The organism is Novosphingobium arvoryzae (assembly GCF_014652615.1).
Lineage (GTDB): Bacteria > Pseudomonadota > Alphaproteobacteria > Sphingomonadales > Sphingomonadaceae > Novosphingobium > Novosphingobium arvoryzae.
Genome location: NZ_BMZD01000005.1, coordinates 209,492 through 228,214 on the forward strand (window position 1 = coordinate 209,492; position 18,723 = coordinate 228,214).

General features: G+C 66.2%; 18 protein-coding genes. 6 read left to right on the top strand and 12 right to left on the bottom strand.

The genetic code is table 11. The features are described 5' to 3' along the window. Positions 1-2: 2 nt before the first annotated feature. Both IE113_RS11850 and hisC read right to left on the bottom strand, forming a co-directional pair. A complete protein-coding gene (locus tag IE113_RS11850; protein ID WP_189541741.1) occupies positions 3-917 on the bottom strand; it encodes a prephenate/arogenate dehydrogenase family protein in 915 nt (304 codons plus the stop codon). Continuing rightward, positions 914-2,008: a histidinol-phosphate transaminase gene (hisC, locus tag IE113_RS11855; protein WP_189541743.1), complete on the bottom strand. Its 1,095-nt coding sequence runs from the start codon at positions 2,006-2,008 to the stop codon at positions 914-916. The genes IE113_RS11850 and hisC overlap by 4 nt, the downstream gene beginning before the upstream one ends. A 67-nt stretch (positions 2,009-2,075) precedes the next feature. Between hisC and metX the strand changes: the two genes are divergently transcribed. Then, the gene (gene metX / locus IE113_RS11860) at positions 2,076-3,185 is read left to right on the top strand and encodes a homoserine O-acetyltransferase MetX (RefSeq protein WP_189541745.1); all 1,110 of its coding nucleotides are present in this window, start codon (positions 2,076-2,078) and stop codon (positions 3,183-3,185) included. Then, the gene (metW, locus tag IE113_RS11865; protein ID WP_189541747.1) at positions 3,182-3,772 is read left to right on the top strand and encodes a methionine biosynthesis protein MetW; all 591 of its coding nucleotides are present in this window, start codon (positions 3,182-3,184) and stop codon (positions 3,770-3,772) included. The genes metX and metW overlap by 4 nt, the downstream gene beginning before the upstream one ends. Here metW and fdhD read toward each other — a convergent pair. From fdhD to IE113_RS11885, 4 genes are all read right to left on the bottom strand, one after another. Beyond that, entirely contained in the window at positions 3,761-4,516 is a 756-nt protein-coding gene (gene fdhD / locus IE113_RS11870; protein WP_189541749.1) for a formate dehydrogenase accessory sulfurtransferase FdhD, read from the bottom strand. The genes metW and fdhD overlap by 12 nt on opposite strands. 20 nt (positions 4,517-4,536) lie before the next feature. Next, complete coding sequence (locus IE113_RS11875) at positions 4,537-4,914, bottom strand: VOC family protein (RefSeq protein WP_189541751.1); 378 nt, start codon at positions 4,912-4,914, stop codon at positions 4,537-4,539. A gap of 57 nt (positions 4,915-4,971) precedes the next feature. Further along, a complete protein-coding gene (locus IE113_RS11880) occupies positions 4,972-6,273 on the bottom strand; it encodes an MFS transporter (RefSeq protein WP_189541753.1) in 1,302 nt (433 codons plus the stop codon). Between the two features lie 61 nt (positions 6,274-6,334). Then, on the bottom strand, positions 6,335-6,778 hold the full coding sequence (locus tag IE113_RS11885; RefSeq protein WP_229822340.1) for a Saro_0803 family transcriptional regulator: 444 nt from the start codon (positions 6,776-6,778) through the stop codon (positions 6,335-6,337). 84 nt (positions 6,779-6,862) lie between these two features. Between IE113_RS11885 and IE113_RS11890 the strand changes: the two genes are divergently transcribed. Together IE113_RS11890 and IE113_RS11895 are read left to right on the top strand one after the other, a co-directional pair. Further along, positions 6,863-8,332, top strand: coding sequence for a lignostilbene-alpha,beta-dioxygenase (locus IE113_RS11890; protein ID WP_189541757.1), 1,470 nt, complete (start codon positions 6,863-6,865; stop codon positions 8,330-8,332). Then, positions 8,329-8,790, top strand: a complete 462-nt coding sequence (locus tag IE113_RS11895) for a DUF3237 domain-containing protein (RefSeq protein ID WP_189541759.1) — start codon at positions 8,329-8,331, stop codon at positions 8,788-8,790. Before IE113_RS11890 ends, IE113_RS11895 begins: the two co-directional genes overlap by 4 nt. Here IE113_RS11895 and mdlC read toward each other — a convergent pair whose 3' ends face one another. From mdlC to IE113_RS11925, 6 genes are all read right to left on the bottom strand, one after another. Further along, a complete protein-coding gene (mdlC, locus tag IE113_RS11900; protein WP_189541761.1) occupies positions 8,791-10,353 on the bottom strand; it encodes a benzoylformate decarboxylase in 1,563 nt (520 codons plus the stop codon). After that, entirely contained in the window at positions 10,353-11,945 is a 1,593-nt protein-coding gene (locus IE113_RS11905; RefSeq protein WP_189541764.1) for an MFS transporter, read from the bottom strand. The genes mdlC and IE113_RS11905 overlap by 1 nt, the downstream gene beginning before the upstream one ends. Further along, positions 11,942-12,997: an amidohydrolase family protein gene (locus tag IE113_RS11910; protein WP_189541765.1), complete on the bottom strand. Its 1,056-nt coding sequence runs from the start codon at positions 12,995-12,997 to the stop codon at positions 11,942-11,944. Before IE113_RS11910 ends, IE113_RS11905 begins: the two co-directional genes overlap by 4 nt. Positions 12,998-13,083: 86 nt before the next feature. After that, positions 13,084-14,514, bottom strand: a complete 1,431-nt coding sequence (locus IE113_RS11915) for an NAD-dependent succinate-semialdehyde dehydrogenase (protein WP_189541767.1) — start codon at positions 14,512-14,514, stop codon at positions 13,084-13,086. Between the two features lie 14 nt (positions 14,515-14,528). After that, positions 14,529-15,275: a nuclear transport factor 2 family protein gene (locus IE113_RS11920; protein ID WP_189541769.1), complete on the bottom strand. Its 747-nt coding sequence runs from the start codon at positions 15,273-15,275 to the stop codon at positions 14,529-14,531. A gap of 57 nt (positions 15,276-15,332) precedes the next feature. Continuing rightward, the gene (locus IE113_RS11925; protein ID WP_189541771.1) at positions 15,333-16,739 is read right to left on the bottom strand and encodes an MFS transporter; all 1,407 of its coding nucleotides are present in this window, start codon (positions 16,737-16,739) and stop codon (positions 15,333-15,335) included. A gap of 125 nt (positions 16,740-16,864) precedes the next feature. Between IE113_RS11925 and IE113_RS11930 the strand changes: the two genes are divergently transcribed. Both IE113_RS11930 and IE113_RS11935 read left to right on the top strand, forming a co-directional pair. After that, positions 16,865-17,794 (top strand): SDR family NAD(P)-dependent oxidoreductase, encoded by a 930-nt coding sequence (locus IE113_RS11930; protein WP_189541773.1) that lies wholly within the window; start codon positions 16,865-16,867, stop codon positions 17,792-17,794. Then, positions 17,791-18,708: an SDR family NAD(P)-dependent oxidoreductase gene (locus IE113_RS11935; RefSeq protein WP_189541775.1), complete on the top strand. Its 918-nt coding sequence runs from the start codon at positions 17,791-17,793 to the stop codon at positions 18,706-18,708. The genes IE113_RS11930 and IE113_RS11935 overlap by 4 nt, the downstream gene beginning before the upstream one ends. Positions 18,709-18,723: the final 15 nt, after the last annotated feature.

Below are 18,723 nucleotides of genomic sequence, written 5' to 3' on the forward strand. Positions count from 1 at the left end.
GCCTAGCTCCCGGCGTGATCGCTGCGGCCAAAGTCCGGCCGCGCGTCGTCCTGCCCTTCCTCGATGATCGAGCGGCGGATCGCGCGGGTGCGGGAAAACTGGTCGAACAGCGCCTGACCGTCGCCCACCCGGATCGAGCGTTGCAGCGCGGTCAGGTCTTCGGTGAAGCGCTGAAGCATTTCCAGCACCGCGTCCTTGTTGGACAGGAACACGTCGCGCCACATCGTCGGGTCGGATGCGGCGATGCGGGTGAAGTCGCGGAAACCGCCGGCGGAATACTTGATGACTTCGCTTTGCGTCACGCCTTCCAGATCATCGGCCGTGCCGACGATGGTATAGGCGATCAGGTGCGGCAGGTGGCTGGTCACGGCCAGCACCAGATCGTGGTGCTGCGCGTCCATCAGTTCGACCTTGGCGCCCAGGGCTTCCCAGAACTGGCTGAGCGCGGCGACCTGGGCAGGGTCGGCATCGGCGGGCGGGGTGATGATGCACCAGCGCTTCTGAAACAGCGTTGCAAAGCCCGCGTCCGGCCCGGACCGTTCAGTCCCGGCGACCGGGTGGGCCGGGATCACGGCCACGCCGGGCAGCGCCTCGGCCAGTGCCTTGGCAACGAACTGCTTGGATGAACCGACATCGCTGACGACCACGTCCGCGCGCAGCGCGGGGGCGATGGCTGCCGCAGCCGCTCCCATCGCGCCGACAGGGACGCACAGGATCACCAGATCGGCATCGCGCACCGCATCCTCGGCGGAGTCGTGCACGGTGTGGACCAGCCCGCGCTCCGTAGCGCGGGCGCGGGTTTCGGGGTTCGCGTCCCAGCCGGTGGTCTGCACATCGGGCAGGAACTTTTGCACCGCCAGCCCGGTCGATCCGCCCAGCAGGCCCAACCCGATGATCGCGACGCTGCGGAAGCTCACTTTGCGGCCTCCGCCATCTCGCGCAGCGCCGCGGCGATGTCGCCCATCTGCCGGGCCGTGCCGATCGTGATGCGCAGCGCCTGCGGCAGGCCCTGGCCGGGGAGCCAGCGCACGATGTAGCCGCGCTCCGCCAGGCCGTTGTAAGCCGTTTCCGCCGTCAGCGCGCCGCCGAACAGGATCAGCACGAAGTTCGCCTCGCTCGGCAGCGGGCGCAGGCCGTGGTTGCCCAGTGCCTCCAGCGCGGCGACGAAGCGTGTGCGCTCGGCCCGGTTGTGATCGCGCGCGTGGGTAACGAAGGCCTGATCCGCAACCGCCGCCTCGGCCATCGCCTGTCCGGTGTTGGAAACGTTGAACGGCCCGCGAATCCGGTTGAGCGTGGCGATCAGCCCCGGCGCGCCGGTGGCCCAGCCGATCCGCTCGCCCGCCAGGCCATAGATCTTGGAGAACGTGCGCGTGACCAGCACGTTGCCGTGCGCTTCGGCCAGCGCTAGTGCGCCGTCATCGTCTTCAGGCGCGAGGTATTCGGCATAGGCCTGATCGACCACCAGCAGCACATCGGCTGGCAGCGCAGCGTGGAGCCGGGCGATCTCGCCCCTGGGCAGGAAGCTGCCGGTCGGGTTGTTCGGGTTGGCGATGAACACCACGCGGGTCCGTTCGCTCACCAGCGCCAACAGCGCGTCGACGTCCGCGCCGAAATCGGCATCGGGGGCCACCACCGGGGTCGCGCCGCAGCGCCGCGCGGCGATGTCATAGACCGAGAAGCTGAAGCGCGAAAACAGCACTTCATCGCCCACGCCGGCATAGCCCTGCGCGGCGAGGTTGAGCAGCTCGTCCGAGCCGGTGCCCATCACCACCCGCGCCGGGTTCAGTCCGTGAACCTGCGCGATTGCGGCGCGCAGCGCGGTGCTGTCCGGATCGGGATAGCGCTGCGGTTCCACCGCGCGCGCCGCCAGCGCCGCCGGGCTGCAGCCCAGCGGGTTCTCGTTGGCGGAAAGCTTGATGAGCGGGCGCCCGTCCGCGCCGGTGCTCTTGCCGGGGACATAGGCATGGATCGCGTCGATCCAGGGCTTCGGGGTGGGTGCGTCAGCCATGATGGCGCGCCTTTAGCAGGCTTGTGGCCGATTGACAGCCCGCTTGGCGTCCCCCAAGTCGGCGGACATGGCCACTGCCGCAATCCAGACTTCCAGCCACGTCCTTGAACTGGCCCATCCGCTGCCGCTCGACGGCGGGCAGAGCCTTGATGGCGTGCGCATTTCCTATGAGACCTACGGGCAGCTGAACGCCGACAAATCCAACGCGGTGCTGATCTGCCACGCGCTGACGGGTGACCAGCACGTTGCCAGCCCGCACCCGATCACGGGCAAGCCCGGCTGGTGGATTCGCATGGTCGGGCCGGGCTTGCCGATCGACACCGACCGGTTCTTCGTGATCTGCGCCAACGTGCTGGGCAGCTGCATGGGCAGCACCGGCCCGGCGAGCATGGCGGCGGACGGACAGCCCTATGGCATGCGCTTTCCGGTCATCACCATCCGCGACATGGTGCGCGGGCACGTGGCGCTGCTCGATGCGCTGGGCATCGCCACACTGCATGCGGTGGTGGGCGGATCGATGGGCGGGATGCAGGCGCTCAGCCTGGCCGCGAACTGGCCGCAGCGCGCGCGGGCCGTGCTGGTCATCGCCTCCACCGCGCGCCATTCTGCCCAGAACATCGCGTTTCATGAGGTCGGGCGGCAGGCGATCATGGCCGATCCGAAATGGCAGGGCGGCGATTACTATGGCGCCGGCAAGGGGCCGGAAGCAGGTCTGGCCGTAGCCCGGATGGCCGCGCACATCACCTACCTGTCGGAAGAGGGGATGCACGAAAAGTTCGGACGGCGGCTCCAAAACCGGACGGCCAAGACGTTCGGGTTCGACGCCGATTTCCAGATCGAAAGCTATCTGCGCCATCAGGGGCTCAGCTTTACCGACCGGTTCGACGCCAACAGCTATCTCTATATCACCCGCGCGATGGACTATTTCGATCTGGCTGAGGAACATGGCGGGCGGTTGGCCGATGCCTTTGCCGGCAGCGATGCGCGGTTCTGCCTGGTCAGCTTCGATACCGACTGGCTCTATCCCACCAGCGAAAGCCGCACCATCGCCCACGCCCTGAACGCGGCGGGCGCGCCGGTCAGCTTTGTCGAACTTTCCGCCCCGTTCGGGCATGACAGCTTTCTGCTGGACGTGCCTGCGCTGGACCGCGTGATTGCCGGGTTCCTGGGCCAATGAGCGCGCTGCGTCCCGATCTGGCAGTAATTGCTGCCAACGTGGCCCCGCGCAGCCGGGTGCTCGACGTCGGCTGCGGCGACGGCGCCCTGATGGCGGCGCTGCGGGATACCCGTGCGGTCGATGCGCGCGGGCTGGAACTGGACCCGCTCAACGTGGCGGAATGCGTTGCGCGCGGGCTTTCGGTGATTCAGGGCGATGCCGATACGGACCTGGGCTATTACACCGATGGCGGGTTCGATTACGCGATCCTCAGCCAGACCCTGCAGACCACCAAGCGCCCCGATCTGGTGCTGGACGAATTGCTGCGGGTGGGGCGTAAGGCTTTCGTCAGCTTTCCCAACTTCGCGCACTGGCGGGTGCGGGCCAGCCTGCTGTGGCACGGCCGGATGCCGGTGACGCGGCTGCTGCCGGTGGCGTGGTATGAAACGCCCAACATCCACCATGTCACGGTGCGCGATTTCCGTGAACTGGTGGCGGCCAAGGGGCTGACGGTGGAAGGGGCGTGGTTCCTGTCCGGCGACAAACGGATCAGCGATGCAGCGGCCAACTGGCGAGCCGAGCACGCGGTGTTCCTGCTATCGCGCTGATCCGTCGTTGACCAGCAGGACGCTGTCATCGCGGGCCAGCGCCCACAGGCTGAGGCCGGCAGCGCGGGCGCGCTCCACCGCCATCGAGGTTGGCAGGGACACGCAGACGAGCGTTGTCGCCCCGCCGCGTACCGCCTTCTCGACGATTTCATAGCTGCACCGCGCGGTCGACAGCACGAAGCCGGGGGAGAGCGGCTGCCCGCTGCGCGCGCAGGCGCCAACCAGCTTGTCGAGCGCGTTGTGCCGCCCCACGTCCTCACGCACAGAGCCGATCCGGCCTGCCGCATCGACCCATGCGGCGGCATGGGCACCGTCGGTGGCGCGGGTCAGCGGCTGGTAATCGCGCAGCGCGGACAAGGCGGAAAAGATCGCCTTCGGTTCAATCCGGTCATGCGCGGCAACGAGGGGGAGGGCGACGTTGATCGCGGCCAGATTCTCGATTCCGCAGAGCCCGCAGCTCGATTCGGCAACGCGGGTGCGCACCCGTTCGGTCAGCTTGTCGATGCCCAGGCCGCGGAGTGTGGCGCGTACGATCCAGCCCGCGTCCACTTGCGCCACGGCGATGTCGGTGCAGTCCGCCGCCGAGCGGGCCAGCCCTTCGGCCAGGGCAAAGCCGATGGCGAAATCTTCGAGGTCCTGCGGGGTGGCCATCATCACCGCATAGGACAGGCCGTTGAATTCCAGCGCGACCGGGACTTCAGGCACCCACGCGCGCGATGCCGCGCGCCGGGTGCCGTCAGCCATGAATTCGGTCAGCGCAATGCTCACATCCGGTGGAGTGCGCAGAGCTTGTTCCCGTCAGGATCGCGCAGATAGGCAAGGTAGAGCTTGCCGAAGCCGGCTTCGCGCACGCCCGGCGGGTCTTCGATCGCCTTGCCGCCCGCAGCGACGCCAGCGGCGTGCCAGGCGTCGGCCTGTTCGGGGCTGCTCATCGCGAAGCCGATGGTGCAACCGTTGCCGGCCGTCGCGGGCTGGCCGTCGATCGGCGGCGTGACCAGGAACAGGCCATCGTTGTGCATGTAGATCAGGCGGCCCTTGTCGTCCTGGATGCCGGGGTTGCCGCCCACGGCGGTGAACAGGGCGTCATAGAACGCCTTGGACCGGGCAATGTCATTGCTGCCGACCATGTTGTGTGAATACACGGAAGCCTCTCCTTTTTCGGTTGCGATTGGCAACGTGTAACGCGGGTGTGCGCCGCGTCAATCGTTCCGCAGCTTGAGCATCCCCAGCATCACCGCCGCGACAACCGAACCGCAGGCCATGATGATCGACACGCCCAGCAGGCTGATGCCGCCCTGCTGGAACAGCACCCCGGTCAGGATCGGGGAACCCGCTGCCCCGATCCGGCCCGCGCCAATGGCAAACCCGGTGCCGGTGGCGCGGACGTGGGCGGGAAAGCCCTTGGCAAAGGCGGAATAGAACCCGACGATCGCGGCATTGGTGGTGAAGCCGGTGCAGAACACGGCCAGACGCCAGCCTTCCAGGGTCTGGCTGCCCAGCCCGAACAGCGCCACCGCCGCCGCGCCCAGCAGCAGCATGGCAATCGTCGGGGCCTTGATCCCGAAGCGGTGCATCAGGAACCCGAACAGCGCGCCGCCGGTGGCCCCGCCGATGTTCGCCCAGACCAGCACGCTGGCGGCTTCCGGCTGCGAATAGCCAAAGTCGGCGACGATCTTGGGCGACCATTTCAGGATGTAGTAGAACGTGATGGCGTGGAACGAATAGCCGATGGTCAGCAGCATCGTGGTGCGCAGCAGGCCCGGCTTGAGGATGTCGAAAACGCTGGGCTTTTCCACTTGCGGGGTAACCGGGGGCAGGCTGTCCACCGCGGGCAGGCGCAAGGTGGCGAGCGACTTGTTGATCCGCGCCAGCGCATCGGCGGGGCGGCGGGTCAGGTAATAATCGGGCGTTTCGGGCACGAGGAACCAGACCAGCGGAATGAAGGCGACCGTTGCGATGGCACCGAATTCGAACACCAGCCGCCAGTCGCCGCTCTTCAGCAGCATGCCGGCAATGATCCCGCCCACGGTGGCACCGATCGGATAGCCGATGACCATCAGCGACATGGCGATGCTGCGCCCCTTCAGGCTGGAAAGTTCCGCCGTCACCGCGTTGATCGCGGCCAGCATCCCGCCGATGCCCAGCCCGGTGATGAACCGCCAGACGCCCAGTTCGGTGAGGTTGCCAGAGGTGGTGGCCATGTACATGCCGATGCTCATCACGGTCAGGCAGCCCAGCACCGTTACCCGGCGGCCGAACCGGTCAGCCGCGCCGCCCAGCAGGATCGAGCCAAAGCCCATCCCCACCAGTTCCATCGCCAGCACCACGCCCAGCGCATCGCGGCCGATGCCCCATTCCTTGGCGATGCCGGGGGCGGCAAAGGCAATCGACAGCACGTCGAACCCGTCGAGCGCGTTGAGCGCGATCATCAGGATCACCGCGATCCATTGCCGCGAGGTCATGGTGGTGTGGTCGATCAATGCGCGCGGATCGTTGGCCATTCGTGCTTCCTCAAGAATACCAGTGCCGGTTAGGTCCGGCTTATCGGTCAGTCGTTGTGCGTTATTCGTGGATCCGGGCGAGCAGTTCCACCAGCGTTTTCACTTCGGCATCGGTGAACCGGCTCTTCACCCAGTTTTCGTGCTCGCGGATCGCCAGCTTGGCTTCGGCCAGCATGGCCTCGCCCTGCGGCGTCAGATAGAGCGCCTGCTTGCGCCCGTCGGTGGGCGATTTTTCGCGGCGCAGGAAATGGCGCGCCTGCAGGCGGTTGATGATCGTCATCGTCGTGGCGCGGTCCATCCGCAGGCGCTGGCCCAGATCGATCTGGGAAATGCCGGGGTGGTCGGCGACCAGCCACATCACCGAGACCTGCTTTTGCGTCAGCTCCAGCTCTGTGAACGTCTCGGTAAAGTGGCGATAGCACGCGCCATGCGCCAGGCGGATGTGGAAGCCGACGATATCCTTGATCTCGCCGATGTCGCCATCGTCGTGATCAATCGTCGTCACCGCGTCCAAATCGTCATCCCTCACCCGCATAGCACTTGCCTATTTGTTTGCACTGCATACAATCCCATTCGAGGAGAGGATGCAATGGCCCATTTTCCGGATACCCCCAGCTTTACCGGCTTCAACACGCCTTCGCGCATTGAGGCCGACATCGCCGACCTGGTTCATACCGGGGAAATCCCGCGCGAACTCAATGGCGCCTTCTACCGGGTTCAGCCCGATCCGCAATTCCCCCCGCGGCTGGGCGATGACATCGCCTTCAACGGCGACGGGATGATCACCCGCTTTCACTTCCATGACGGCCAGTGCGATTTCCGCCAGCGCTGGGCCAGGACCGACAAGTGGAAACTGGAAAACGAAGCGGGCAAGGCGCTGTTCGGGGCCTATCGCAACCCGCTGACCGATGACGAAAGCGTCAAGGGCCAGATCCGCTCCACCGCCAACACCAACGCCTTCATCTTTGGCGGCAAGCTGTGGGCGATGAAGGAGGATAGCCCCTCGTTGCTGATGGACCCGGCGACGATGGAAACCTTCGGGTTCGAAAAGTTCGGCGGCAAGATGACCGGCGAAACCTTTACCGCGCATCCCAAGATCGATCCGAAAACCGGCAACATGGTCGCCATCGGCTATGCCGCCAGCGGGCTGTGCACCGACGATGTCACCTACATGGAAATCGCCCCCAGCGGCGAGCTGATCCGCGAAGTGTGGTTCAAGGTTCCCTACTATTGCATGATGCACGACTTCGGGGTGACCGAGGATTACCTCGTGCTGCACATCGTCCCGTCCATCGGCAGCTGGGAACGGCTGGAGCAAGGCAAGCCGCATTTCGGGTTCGACACCACGATGCCGGTCTATCTGGGCGTGATCCCGCGCCGCGATGAAGTGTCGGCAGAGGACATCCGCTGGTTCAAGCGCGACAACTGCTTTGCCAGCCACGTGATGAACGCCTGGCAGGACGGCACCAAGATCCACTTCGACATTCCGGAAGCGAAGAACAACATGTTCCCGTTCTTCCCGGACGTGCACGGCGCGCCGTTCAACGGGATGGAAGCGATGAGCTATCTCACCCGCTGGACGGTCGACCTGGCCAGCAATTCGGACGAGTTCGAAAGCGTGACCAGGCTGACCGACACGGCGGGCGAATTCCCCCGGATCGATGATCGCCGCACGGGCCTGCCCTATCGCTACGGCTGGATGCTGGAGATGGATTACAAGCGCCCGGTCGAACTGAAGGGCGGCAGCGCGGGTGGGCTACTCATGAACTGCCTGTGCCTGATCGATCACCAGACGGGCAAGGAACAGCACTGGTGGTGCGGCCCGGTATCCTCGTTGCAGGAACCCTGCTTCATCCCGCGCAGCGCCGATGCGCCCGAAGGTGACGGGTGGATCGTGCAGGTCTGCAACCGGCTGGAAGAACACCGCAGCGACCTGTTGCTGTTCGATGCGCTGGACATCGAGAAAGGCCCGATCGCGACGATCCAGGTGCCGATCCGCCTGCGCTTTGGCCTCCACGGCAACTTTGCCCCGGCCGACCAGATCGGGCTGGCCGCATGATCAAGCCGGGGCTTGAGTTCGTCTATGAAGCGTCGGGTGATCTCGGCGCTCCGGTTCCCATCGGTGACACCACGGACGGCACGCGCCGGATCATCCCGATCTTTTCGGGCGGGCGGGTCGAAGGCCCGCTGATCAAGGGCCAGCTGATGGGCAACGCCGCCGACTGGCAGCTGACCCGGCCCGATGGCGTGACAGTGGCGGACGCGATCTATGCCCTGCAGACCGATGACGGCGTGATCATCCAGATCCGCAACAAGGGCCTGCGCCACGGCCCGCCCGAAGTGATGCAGCGGCTGGCAGCGGGCGAGGAGGTCGATCCGGCGGAATACTATTTCCGCACGGTGCCCGAATTCATCGCGCCCATCGGCAAGTATGACTGGATGAACCGCTCGATCTTCGTCTGCTCCGGCGCGCGCTATGCCACCGGTATCAAGCTGTGGGTCTGGCGGGTGACCTGATCACTCCACGACCAGTTCCACCAGCGTCGGGCCAGTGGCGGACAGGCTCCATTCCAGTGCGGCGTCGAGGTCTGCGGTATCCTCCACGCGCCGGGCAGGCACGCCCATGCCCCCCGCCAGCGAGACGAAATCCAGCCCGCGAATGTCGGTGCCGGGCATCTGGTTCATGGCGAACACCTTGGCAAAGTGATCCAGCGCGGCATAGCGGCCGTTGTTGAGGATCAGGAAGCTGACGTTCGCGCCTTGCTCCGCCGCGCTCCACAGGCCCTGGATGGTGTACATGGCCGAGCCATCGCCCAGCAGCGCGATGACCTTGCGGTTAGCGCTGCCGCGCGCGACGCCCACGGCGGCGGGGAGGCCATAGCCCAGCCCGCCGCTGGCGCAGGTGAAGAACCCACCCTGGCAAGTGACGGGCAAGTGATCGTGCATCGGCCCGCGCGCGGTCGGCGCTTCTTCCACCAGCATCGCATCGGCGGGGCGCAGCGCGGCGATGCGCTTGAGCGCGTAGGGCGTGGTCATCCCCGGCAGCGGCGCGGGCGCGCGCGGACAGGGCGGCGGGGCGGGGCGGGGCTTGATCTGGCCCGCGATGCTGGCTAGCCCCGCGCCGACATCGCCCAGCACGCCAAGTCCGCCCGGCAGGAACGAAAGGTGCTGCGGGTCTTCGGACAGCGCGCCCAGCGCCGCGCCTTCCGGCCAATAGGGCCCGTCGCCCTCGGCATGATAGGTGAACACCGGCGCGCCCGCCACGAGCAGCGCGTCATAGGGGGCGAGCAGCCGGACGATCTGGTCACGGAAGGCAGGCAGGAACCCGGCAAAGCGGGGATGATCTTCCGGAAACACCTCGCGCGCGGCGAAGGGGGCTACCCAGACGTCGGCCCCGGCGGCTTCGGCCAGATCAATCGCCGCTTGCCAGCCGCCGCAGCGCGCCACGCCCGTGCCCAGCACCAGCGCGGGGCGGCTGGCGCTGTCCAGCATCATCCCCAGCCGGGCGAGGCCAGCGGGATCCGGCAGGGTCTTGAGGCTGAGCGCGGGCAGCGCGGGCATTTCGCATTCCCGGTCCCAGTCATCGACCGGCACGGACACGAACACCGGCCCCATCGGCGGGGTCAATGCGATGTGAAACGCGCGGACCAGCGCGGCGGGCACGTCCTCGGCGCGCAGCGGTTCGGCAGCCCACTTGACGTAGGGGCGGGGAAACTCGGTCGCGCGTTCGGCCCCCAGGAACGGGTCCATCAGCAGCATACTGCGCGCCTGCTGGCCCGCCGTGACCACCAGCGGCGTGTTGTTGCGGAAGCTGGTGTAGAGATTGCCCAGCGCATTGCCGGTGCCCGCCGCGCTGTGCAGGTTGACCAGCGCAGGCCGCCCGCTCGACTGGGCATAGCCATCGGCCATCGCCACGACCGCGGCCTCGTTCAGGCCCAGCAAGTATTCGAACCCGTCCGGCAGCGCGCGCAGCATCGGCAGCTCGGTTGAGCCGGGATTGCCGAACAGCGCATCGACGCCGAAATGGCGGAATACGGCAAAGGCGGCATCGCGTACAGTCAGAACGGGGGCTGTCGGCATCAGGCGGCGCGCTCCATCAGGGCGTTCTCGTCACGCTGGGCACGGCGGGCGACCACCAGCATCAGCACGACAATGGCAATCCCGACGGCATTGATCGTCAGCATCGATCCGCGCAAGTCCCCGCTGGCGTCAGACAGCACGCCGACCACGTAAGGCCCGATGCCCAGCCCCAGAATGGTCGAGACGAGCAGATAGACGCTGGAGGTGGTCCCGCGAATCCGGGGTAGGACTTGCTCATACATGATCGCATAGAGCGGCGGCAGCCAGCCGGTCAGCACCATCGAATAGGCCACGAACCGCCAGTAGAACGCGGTGGCATCCGGTGCGTGGTAGACCCAGAACGAGATGAGCGGCGACAGGCCCATGCAGAACAGCGCGACATAGGCCCGGCCGACGCCCGGAAAGCGCTTTTGCAGCCAGTCCGACAGCGGCCCCCAGAACAGCGGCCCCAGAATACCCATGCCGGCCGAAACGAGGCCGAATTGCAGCGCCGTGTCCTTCAGCGACAGGCCGTAGTATTTCATCAGGAAGCTGGGGTTGAAGCTCATCATCCCGTAATTCAGCACCGATTGCAGCGTGCCGACGGCCATGACCATCAGCAGCGTTGGCGACCGGGTGATGACGCGGAAGGCCTGCGCATCGGTGACGGCCATGTTCTGCATCAGGTTGACGATCACGAACAGGCCGAACCCGATCACGCTCCATTGCAGCAGGTGCGGGTTGATGCTGACGGCTCCGAAATCCAGCGGCGGGCGCGGTGACAGCGCGGTGCAGAGCGTGACGAGGCCCCACATCGCCAGCACGATCCCTGCCAGCGCAATCAGGTTGAAGCGCCAGTATCCGCCGGATGCCCCGCGCCGTCCCAGCGCCAGCCAGTTGAACCCCGGCGTCACCGCCGCCAGCACGTTCCAGCTGGCGCGGAACGGGGCGGGATCGGGTGGGGTCTGGATCCCGTCCATGGCGCCGCGTTCCGGCTCGCGCAGGCGCCACATGAACAGCGCCAGCACGAACCCCGGCAGCGAGGCGACGAGGAACGCGAACTGCCAGCCTTTCAGGCCCAGCGGCGCGGTGCCAGAGGCAAAGGCCGCATCCCAGTCTGCCGCCGCAACGCCGCCCAGCACGAGCGATCCGCCCAGCCCCAGCGCGATGGCCGATGCCAGAACCGCCATCACGAACCCGCGCCGGTGCTTGGGCCAATAGTCATAGATCAGCGAGGTGCCCGCCGGTTGTGCCGATGCTTCCCCGATGCCGACGCCAAGGCGCGACACGGCCAGCATGGCAAAGCCATTGGCCATGCCGCCCAGCGCGGTTGCGGCGGACCAGAAGCCGATCGACAGCGCCAGCAGCTTGCTGCGCACCCAGCCATCCGCCAGCCGCCCGAGCGGCAGCGAGAACAGGGCATAGAACAGCGCGAAGACGGTGCCGTAGAGCAGCCCCATCTCCGCATCGCCAATGTTCAGGTCGCGCTTGATGGCCGGGGCCAGGATCGCAAGGATCTGCCGATCAAGCAGGCTGATCGCGTTGGTCAGCGCGATCAGCACCAGCGCATACTTCGCCCCCTTGGGGATGGCGGTGGGCAGGGCGGCGCTCACAGGTTGAACCAGCGTTCCGCGTTGGTCTGGAAGAACTTCTTCTTCTGCGCGTCGGTGATGGACAGGTTGTCCATCGCGCGCACCTCATCGGGGACGTACTGGTACGGATAGTCCATCGCGTACATCACGCGGTCCTCGCCCATCACGTCGATCATCAGCTTGACCGCCGGTTCCCAGCACAGCCCGCTGGTGGTGCCGATGAAGTTGTGGCGGATGTAGTGGAACAGGTCATGCTGCAAGGGCTTCAGCCGTTCGTAACGCTGCGAGCGGATGCCCGCCTTGTGCATGTAGTCGGTGCGATAGAGCCAGTAGGGCAGTGCCTCGAAACCGTGCCCGGCCATGATCTGCAGGTTCGGATAGCGATCGAAGATCCCGGTCGTGACCAGCCGCAGCAGGTGATAGCTCGTCTCCACGCCAAACCCGAACACCGCGCCGTCCAGCCCGGCATCGATCATCCCGCCCATCATGCTGTCGGGCAGGGTGGCGGGATGGATGTAGAGCGGCTGGCCGGTATCGGCGAGCGCGCGGAAGATCGGGTCGAACTGCGCTTCGTCCAGGTAATGCCCCTGGGTGTGGCTGTTGATCTGCACGCCCTTGAAGCCAAGTTCCTGCGCCCCCCTGCGAATTTCGGCGGCGGACCATTCCGGGTCCTGCGGAGCGACGGCGGTCAGCCCGATGAACCGGTCCGGGTAGGCGGCGCAGCGTTCGGCCAGGTAATCGTTGGCGCGGCTGGCAATGCCCTTGGCTTCGGCCACGTCGAGCAGCGGCTGCACGCCGGGGCTGGTCAGCGCCAGGATCGCCTTGTCGATCCCGGCTTCATCCATGTGCTGGATGCGCTGCGGGCCGAGCTTCAGCAGCCGGTCCATGATCTGCGTCGCGCGTTCGGACGGCGACTGGGCGTAAAAGCCCCAGAGCGAGACCATGCCCTTGTCGGCGGTGCCATCGCGCACCATCCGCAGGAACACATCGACCTGCTCGCGCGTGGCGAAGGCTTCTTCCGTGGCGATGCGGAGATAGCCGCGATCCCCGCCAGTTTTCAGATCATGGGTCATCGTTCTCTCCCTTGCTGCCGCTGGCAGGGTCAGGGCCGCCAGCCCCGCCGCCAGTCCGGCATTCACCTCACGCCGCCGCATCGCGGTCAGCCTTCATGGACGGCCTTCGTCACCATGCAGGCCAATACGCCTTCCGGGCCGTCCTCGCTGCCGTGGCCGGACCATTTGACCCCGCCGAACGGAGCATCCGCCCCGCCGATCATCGTGGTATTGATCCCCACCATCCCGGCTTCCAGCAAGCGCGACAGGCGCTGCTGGCGCTTGGCGTCGGTGGTCCAGGCATAGGCGGCGAGGCCGTAGGGCAGGCGGTTCGCCTCGGCGATCATCGCGTCCTCGTCGGCATAGGCGTTGAGGATGGCGACCGGACCGAACGGTTCCTCGTTCATGATCTCAGCGTCCAGCGGCACATCGGACAGCACCGATGGCGCATAGAAATAGCCCTGATTGCCGATGCGTTCCCCGCCACAATGCAGTTTCGCCCCGCGCTGCACGGCATCGCCGATCAGCTTGTCCATCGCTTCGGGACGGCGGGGGTTGGCCATCGGCCCCATCTGGGTGCCGTCGTCCAGCCCGTTGCCGACCTTGATCGCCTGCGCGCGCTGCGCAAAGCTTTCGCGGAAGCGGTCATAGACGCCCTGCTGGACGATGAAGCGGGTCGGGCTGACGCAGACCTGCCCGGCGTTGCGGTACTTGTGCGGGACAACCGCGTTCAGCACGTGCTCCACATCGACATCGTCGAACACCAGCACCGGGCCGTGCCCGCCCAGTTCCATCGTGGTGCGCTGCATGTTCTCGGTCGCCAGCCGGGCGAGGTGCTTGCCGACCACCGTCGAGCCGGTGAACGACAGCTTGCGGATGATGGGCGAGCCGAGCAGGTGGCGGCTGACTTCATCCGGCACGCCGAACACGGCTTGCGCGACCTGTTTGGGCAGCCCCGCATCGAGTAGGCATTGCAGCACTGCCAGCGCGGATGCCGGGGCTTCCTCCGCCGATTTCAGGATCACCGAACACCCGGCCGCAATTGGCGCGCCCAGCTTGCGGCCCGGATTGCCGATGGGGAAATTCCACGGCGCGAAGGCCGCGACCGGGCCGACCGGTTCGTGCGTTACGGTGGAGCGCATCCCCGTGGGGCGCACCAGCGTGCGGCCATAGAGGCGCTGGACCTCGCCCGCGTAGAAGTTGAACAGGCCGACGTTCATCAGCACTTCGATCCGGCTTTCGGCCAGCGGCTTGCCCTGTTCCAGCGTGGCGGTTCGGGCGATGTCTTCCTGCCGCTCCAGCATCAGCCGCGCCGCGCCCTGCAACACGGCGGCGCGCTGCTGCGCCGTGGAATCGCGCCAGATGCGGAAACCTTCGGCCGCAACGGCCAGCGCGCGGTCAAGGTCGGCGGGATCGGCCAGCGGCAACTGGCCGATTACCTCGCCCGTGGCGGGATTGACCACGGCATGCGTGCGGCGGCTGCCGCCGTCCACGCGCTCTCCGTCGATGATCATGTAGAGCGATGGATATTGCGACATGCCAGCCTACTCCGTCAGTTCTGCGCCTTCGCCCTGGCCCGGTCGATGTCGCCCTGCCAGCGCTGGGCGACCATTTCCGCCCCGGTGATCGGGTGCTTCATATGGAACGGCAGCAGCTTGTGGGTCGGCCACAGCCAGTGATCCTCGATCAGGGCGTCGGGGCCGCTGGGATCTTCGGGGTAGAGCACCTTGGGGAAGGGGACGTATTCATCGGGGGTGTAGGCCCAGCCGGTTTCGAAATCGGCGTGCCAGTGCGGGAAATAGTTCAGGCACTTGATCCGCCACTTGCCATCGTCACCCTTGACGTAGGTGTTCTCGTACAGGCCACCTTCCCACCACTGGCGGGCCTTCAGGTGCGGGGCATCGCCTTCATAGTCCTTGTGGCGACCGGCCTGCATGGTGGAACGGCCGCGCAGGCGGGCGGTCTTGCCATCGGGATCGATGTCGATGATCGTCTGGATTTGCGGGTGGTCCAGCAGGAACCCGTCGATCGGGCCGTTGTTGCCATAGGTGAACCGCTTCTGGAACCGCTCGACATAGAGCCGCCGGACGCCTTCCTTACCCTTCCACACGCCGCCGAAGAAGCGCACTTCGCCATCGTCGGCGAACAGGTCGACCACCTCGTTGTACATGCATTTGTCGATCAGGTAGCCGTAGAGGTACTGGAGCTTCTTCACGTCCAGCTCATCCTCGCGCACGGTCAGGCGGCGGTCCATTTCGGCAAGCTTCGCCTCCAGGGCGGCAATCCGGTCTTCCGACATTCGACTCTCCAATTTTTGTATGTATTGCTTACAGAATGCGGGGCGCGAGGCGACCTGTCAACGCCCCAGCGCTTCCAGCCGTTCAACTTCCTCGCGATAGGGGCGAATGGCCCGCAGCATCAGCAGGCAGGCCAGCGGCAACAGCACGCCCGCGGTCATCACCAGAGCGTGTTGCAGCTTGGCCGGATCGCCCACCACGTATTGCGCGACCAGCCCGATCACGAAGCTGCCCATCGCGCCAAAGAACGTGAACATGAACAGGTAGAACGCGGTCACCTGCCCGCGCATCGAATTGGGCGCGACGCGCTGGACGGCGGCGTTCTGCGGCACGGCCCCGGCCAGCCCGAACATGCCCGCAAACCCGAACGCGATCATCGATCCCCAGCCATTGGGAGAGAGCAGCGCGACCAGCGTCGAGACCGTGGTGCCCAGGAAGCAGATGAACGCGGCGCGCACGTTCGCGTCCTTGTGCCGCTTGGCCAGAAACTCCACCAGCAGGCCGCCCAGCAGCAGCCCGGCGAGCGACCCGATCAGCATCGTCCCGCCGATCGCCGCGCCGATCTCCGCCTCGTTCCAGCCGAAGGTGCGGATCATGAACGGCACGCGCCAGAACGCCAGGCCAAAGCTTTCGGTCGCGGCCAGCGCCAGCGCGCCGAACAGCGGGTAATAGACCTTGCGGTTGGCGTGGATGGCGCGGGCGGCATCGAAGCCCATGAAGGTCACGATCTGGCGGCCCAGGCCCGCATTGGCAGGGGGTTGTTCCACATCGGCCACCGGGGCCTGCCGCTGCGGTTCCTTGACGGTCAGGAACAGCAGCGCCGCGACGAACGCGGGCAGGGCAATCCAGATGAGGATCCATTGCCAGCCCAGGATGCGCAAGGGGCCGATCACGGTCGGTTCCCAGTTGGCCGTCATCATGATCAGCATCCCGCCGATCACCGGCCCCAGCGTGGTCCCGCCGATAAACCCGAACTGCAGCAAGGCAAAGGCGCGGGTGATAATCCGGGGCGGAAAGGCATCGGCGAGCAGCGAATAGGAACTGGGCGCATGGGCCGATCCACCCGCTGCCAGGAACACCCGGCTGCCGACGAACTGCGCGAAAGTCTGCGCGATCCCGCCCAGCGCCGTGACCAGCCCGACGACCGCGACCCCGCCCGCCAGCACGTATTTGCGCGGCCAGATATCGGCCAGCCGCGCCAGCGGGATGCCCACGAACAGGTAGCAGATGATGCTTGCCGGCCCGGCCAGAAAGCCCAGCTGCGCGTCGCTCAGCCCGAAGTCGGCCTTGATCCGCTCGGCCAGCATCCCGAACACGACCTGATCGAAGAACGTCACGAACGTGGCGAAGATGATCACGGCCAGTGCCCAGTAACGCGCGCTGGTGGATGGCCATTCCTTCTCGGCACCGGCGGGGATGGACGGCGAATCGTCGGCGGCGGGCGCCGTAGTCGGGCCGATGGCCATGCTTGCGTTGTCCTCTCCATGCGCGGGCGTTTGCGGCCCGTCGATTTGGCTTGGCAATTTGTAAGTAATGAATACAAAAAGGCGAGAAGAAAATTTGCCGACCCGATCGGCAGAAGGAGAGTGGCATGCAGAATCTGGAAGGCAAGACCGCCTTCGTCACCGGCGGGGCTTCGGGCATCGGCCTGGGGATCGCCAAGGCGCTGCTCGGCGCGGGGATGCGGGTGGTGATTGCGGACATCCGGGATGATCACCTGGCTGCGGCCACTGCCGAATTGGCGGGCGGAGCCAGTGTGCTGGCGGTGAAGCTGGACGTGACCAACCGCGAACAGTTCGCCGCTGCTGCCGATGCGGCAGAGGCCGTGTTCGGCAGGATTCACCTGCTGGTCAACAATGCGGGCGTCGGTCTGGTCGGGCCGACCGACCTGGCCACCTTCTCCGACTGGGACTGGGTCAACGGCGTCAACGTGGGCGGCGCGATCAATGGCGTGGTGACCATCCTGCCGCGCATTCTGGCGCATGGCGAGGGCGGGCATATCGTTTGCACCGCGTCGATGAGCGCGCTGGTGCCGGTCGGCGGGACCACGATCTATTCCGCCGGCAAGGCCTATGTCACCAGCATGATGGAATGCATGCGCCCCGAATTCGAGCCGCGCGGCGTGATCTGTTCCGCGTTCTGTCCCGGCGCGGTGCAATCGAACATCGCCGAATCGGGCAAGACGCGGCCCGCTGAACTGGCCGACACCGGCTATGCCGAAGCCGACAAGCGCCGTCAGGCCAGCGGCAGCCTGACCCACCTGTTCCAGACCAAGGAAGAAGTCGGCGAGCGCGTTCTGCAGGGCATCCTCAACGACGAGCTGTACATCCTCACCCACCACGAATTCCTCGAAGGCGTGCGCGAACGGGGCGAGGCCACGACGCTGGCGGTGCAGGATCATCTGCCGGAGAACCCGGAATACAAGGCGACTTTTGCGATGCTGTTCAGGAACCCCGCCATCACCGATGAGATCGCCCGGCAGAAGGCGCTGAAAGCGGCGCGCCGGGGGGGCGCGCAATGAAGGACTTTGCTGGCCGCACGGCCTTTGTTACCGGCGGCGCCAATGGCGTTGGCATCGGGATTGTCCGCAACCTGCTGGAACGCGGCGCGAAAGTCGCGATTGCCGATATCCGGCAGGATGCGATTGACCGCGCCCTGCAATCGCTCGACAACCGCGAGGTCATGGGCGTGCAACTCGACGTCGCCAGCCGCGACGGCTTCAAGGCTGCCGCGGACGCGGTTGAAGCGCAGTTCGGCCCCGTCTCGATCCTCGTCAACAATGCCGGGGTGAACCTGTTCCAGCCGATCGAGGAAAGCTCCTACGACGATTGGGACTGGCTGCTGGGCGTGAACCTGCACGGCGTTATCAACGGCGTGCAGACTTTCGTGCCGCGCATGGTCGAACGGGTGAAGGCGGGGCAGCAGGTCGGCGGCCACGTGGTCAACACCGCTTCGATGGCGGCGTTTCTGGCGGGCGGATCGCCGGGGATCTACAACACCACCAAGTACGCGGTGCGGGGCCTGTCGGAATCGCTGCGCTACAGCCTGCTGCAATACGGGATCGGCGTGTCGGTGCTGTGCCCCGGCCTCGTCAAAAGCTATATCTACGCCAGCGACGACATCCGCCCCGATGGCCTCAAAGCGCAGATGAAGGCGGTCGACACCGCCGCGGTCGAGCGGCTGGCGGGGGTCCACGAATTCGGGATGGAGCCAGACGTGATCGGCGCCCGCGTGATCGAGGCGATGGAGGCCAACCGCCTCTACATCTTCAGCCACCCCGACCATAAGGATGAACTGCGCGAAGTGTTCGACTATATCCTGGACCACTATCAGGACTATCCCAAGGATCCCGGCTTCGATCAGCGCGTCGCGTTCGAAAAGTTCCGCCGCGATGCCTTTGCCGATGCGCGGGCCCGGTCGCTGGCGGCCGGATAACCGCTGGTAGCTTGC

What these genes read in the sequence shown, in the direction of transcription:
- IE113_RS11910 (WP_189541765.1), bottom strand. Translation starts at nt 12,997, where the DNA reads ATGACCCATGATCTGAAAACTGGCGGGGATCGCGGCTATCTCCGCATC.
- metX (WP_189541745.1), top strand. Translation starts at nt 2,076, where the DNA reads ATGGCCACTGCCGCAATCCAGACTTCCAGCCACGTCCTTGAACTGGCC.
- metW (WP_189541747.1), top strand. Translation starts at nt 3,182, where the DNA reads ATGAGCGCGCTGCGTCCCGATCTGGCAGTAATTGCTGCCAACGTGGCC.
- IE113_RS11920 (WP_189541769.1), bottom strand. Translation starts at nt 15,275, where the DNA reads ATGTCGGAAGACCGGATTGCCGCCCTGGAGGCGAAGCTTGCCGAAATG.
- IE113_RS11890 (WP_189541757.1), top strand. Translation starts at nt 6,863, where the DNA reads ATGGCCCATTTTCCGGATACCCCCAGCTTTACCGGCTTCAACACGCCT.
- mdlC (WP_189541761.1), bottom strand. Translation starts at nt 10,353, where the DNA reads ATGCCGACAGCCCCCGTTCTGACTGTACGCGATGCCGCCTTTGCCGTA.
- fdhD (WP_189541749.1), bottom strand. Translation starts at nt 4,516, where the DNA reads ATGGCTGACGGCACCCGGCGCGCGGCATCGCGCGCGTGGGTGCCTGAA.
- IE113_RS11895 (WP_189541759.1), top strand. Translation starts at nt 8,329, where the DNA reads ATGATCAAGCCGGGGCTTGAGTTCGTCTATGAAGCGTCGGGTGATCTC.
- IE113_RS11880 (WP_189541753.1), bottom strand. Translation starts at nt 6,273, where the DNA reads ATGGCCAACGATCCGCGCGCATTGATCGACCACACCACCATGACCTCG.
- hisC (WP_189541743.1), bottom strand. Translation starts at nt 2,008, where the DNA reads ATGGCTGACGCACCCACCCCGAAGCCCTGGATCGACGCGATCCATGCC.
- IE113_RS11930 (WP_189541773.1), top strand. Translation starts at nt 16,865, where the DNA reads ATGCAGAATCTGGAAGGCAAGACCGCCTTCGTCACCGGCGGGGCTTCG.
- IE113_RS11925 (WP_189541771.1), bottom strand. Translation starts at nt 16,739, where the DNA reads ATGGCCATCGGCCCGACTACGGCGCCCGCCGCCGACGATTCGCCGTCC.
- IE113_RS11915 (WP_189541767.1), bottom strand. Translation starts at nt 14,514, where the DNA reads ATGTCGCAATATCCATCGCTCTACATGATCATCGACGGAGAGCGCGTG.
- IE113_RS11935 (WP_189541775.1), top strand. Translation starts at nt 17,791, where the DNA reads ATGAAGGACTTTGCTGGCCGCACGGCCTTTGTTACCGGCGGCGCCAAT.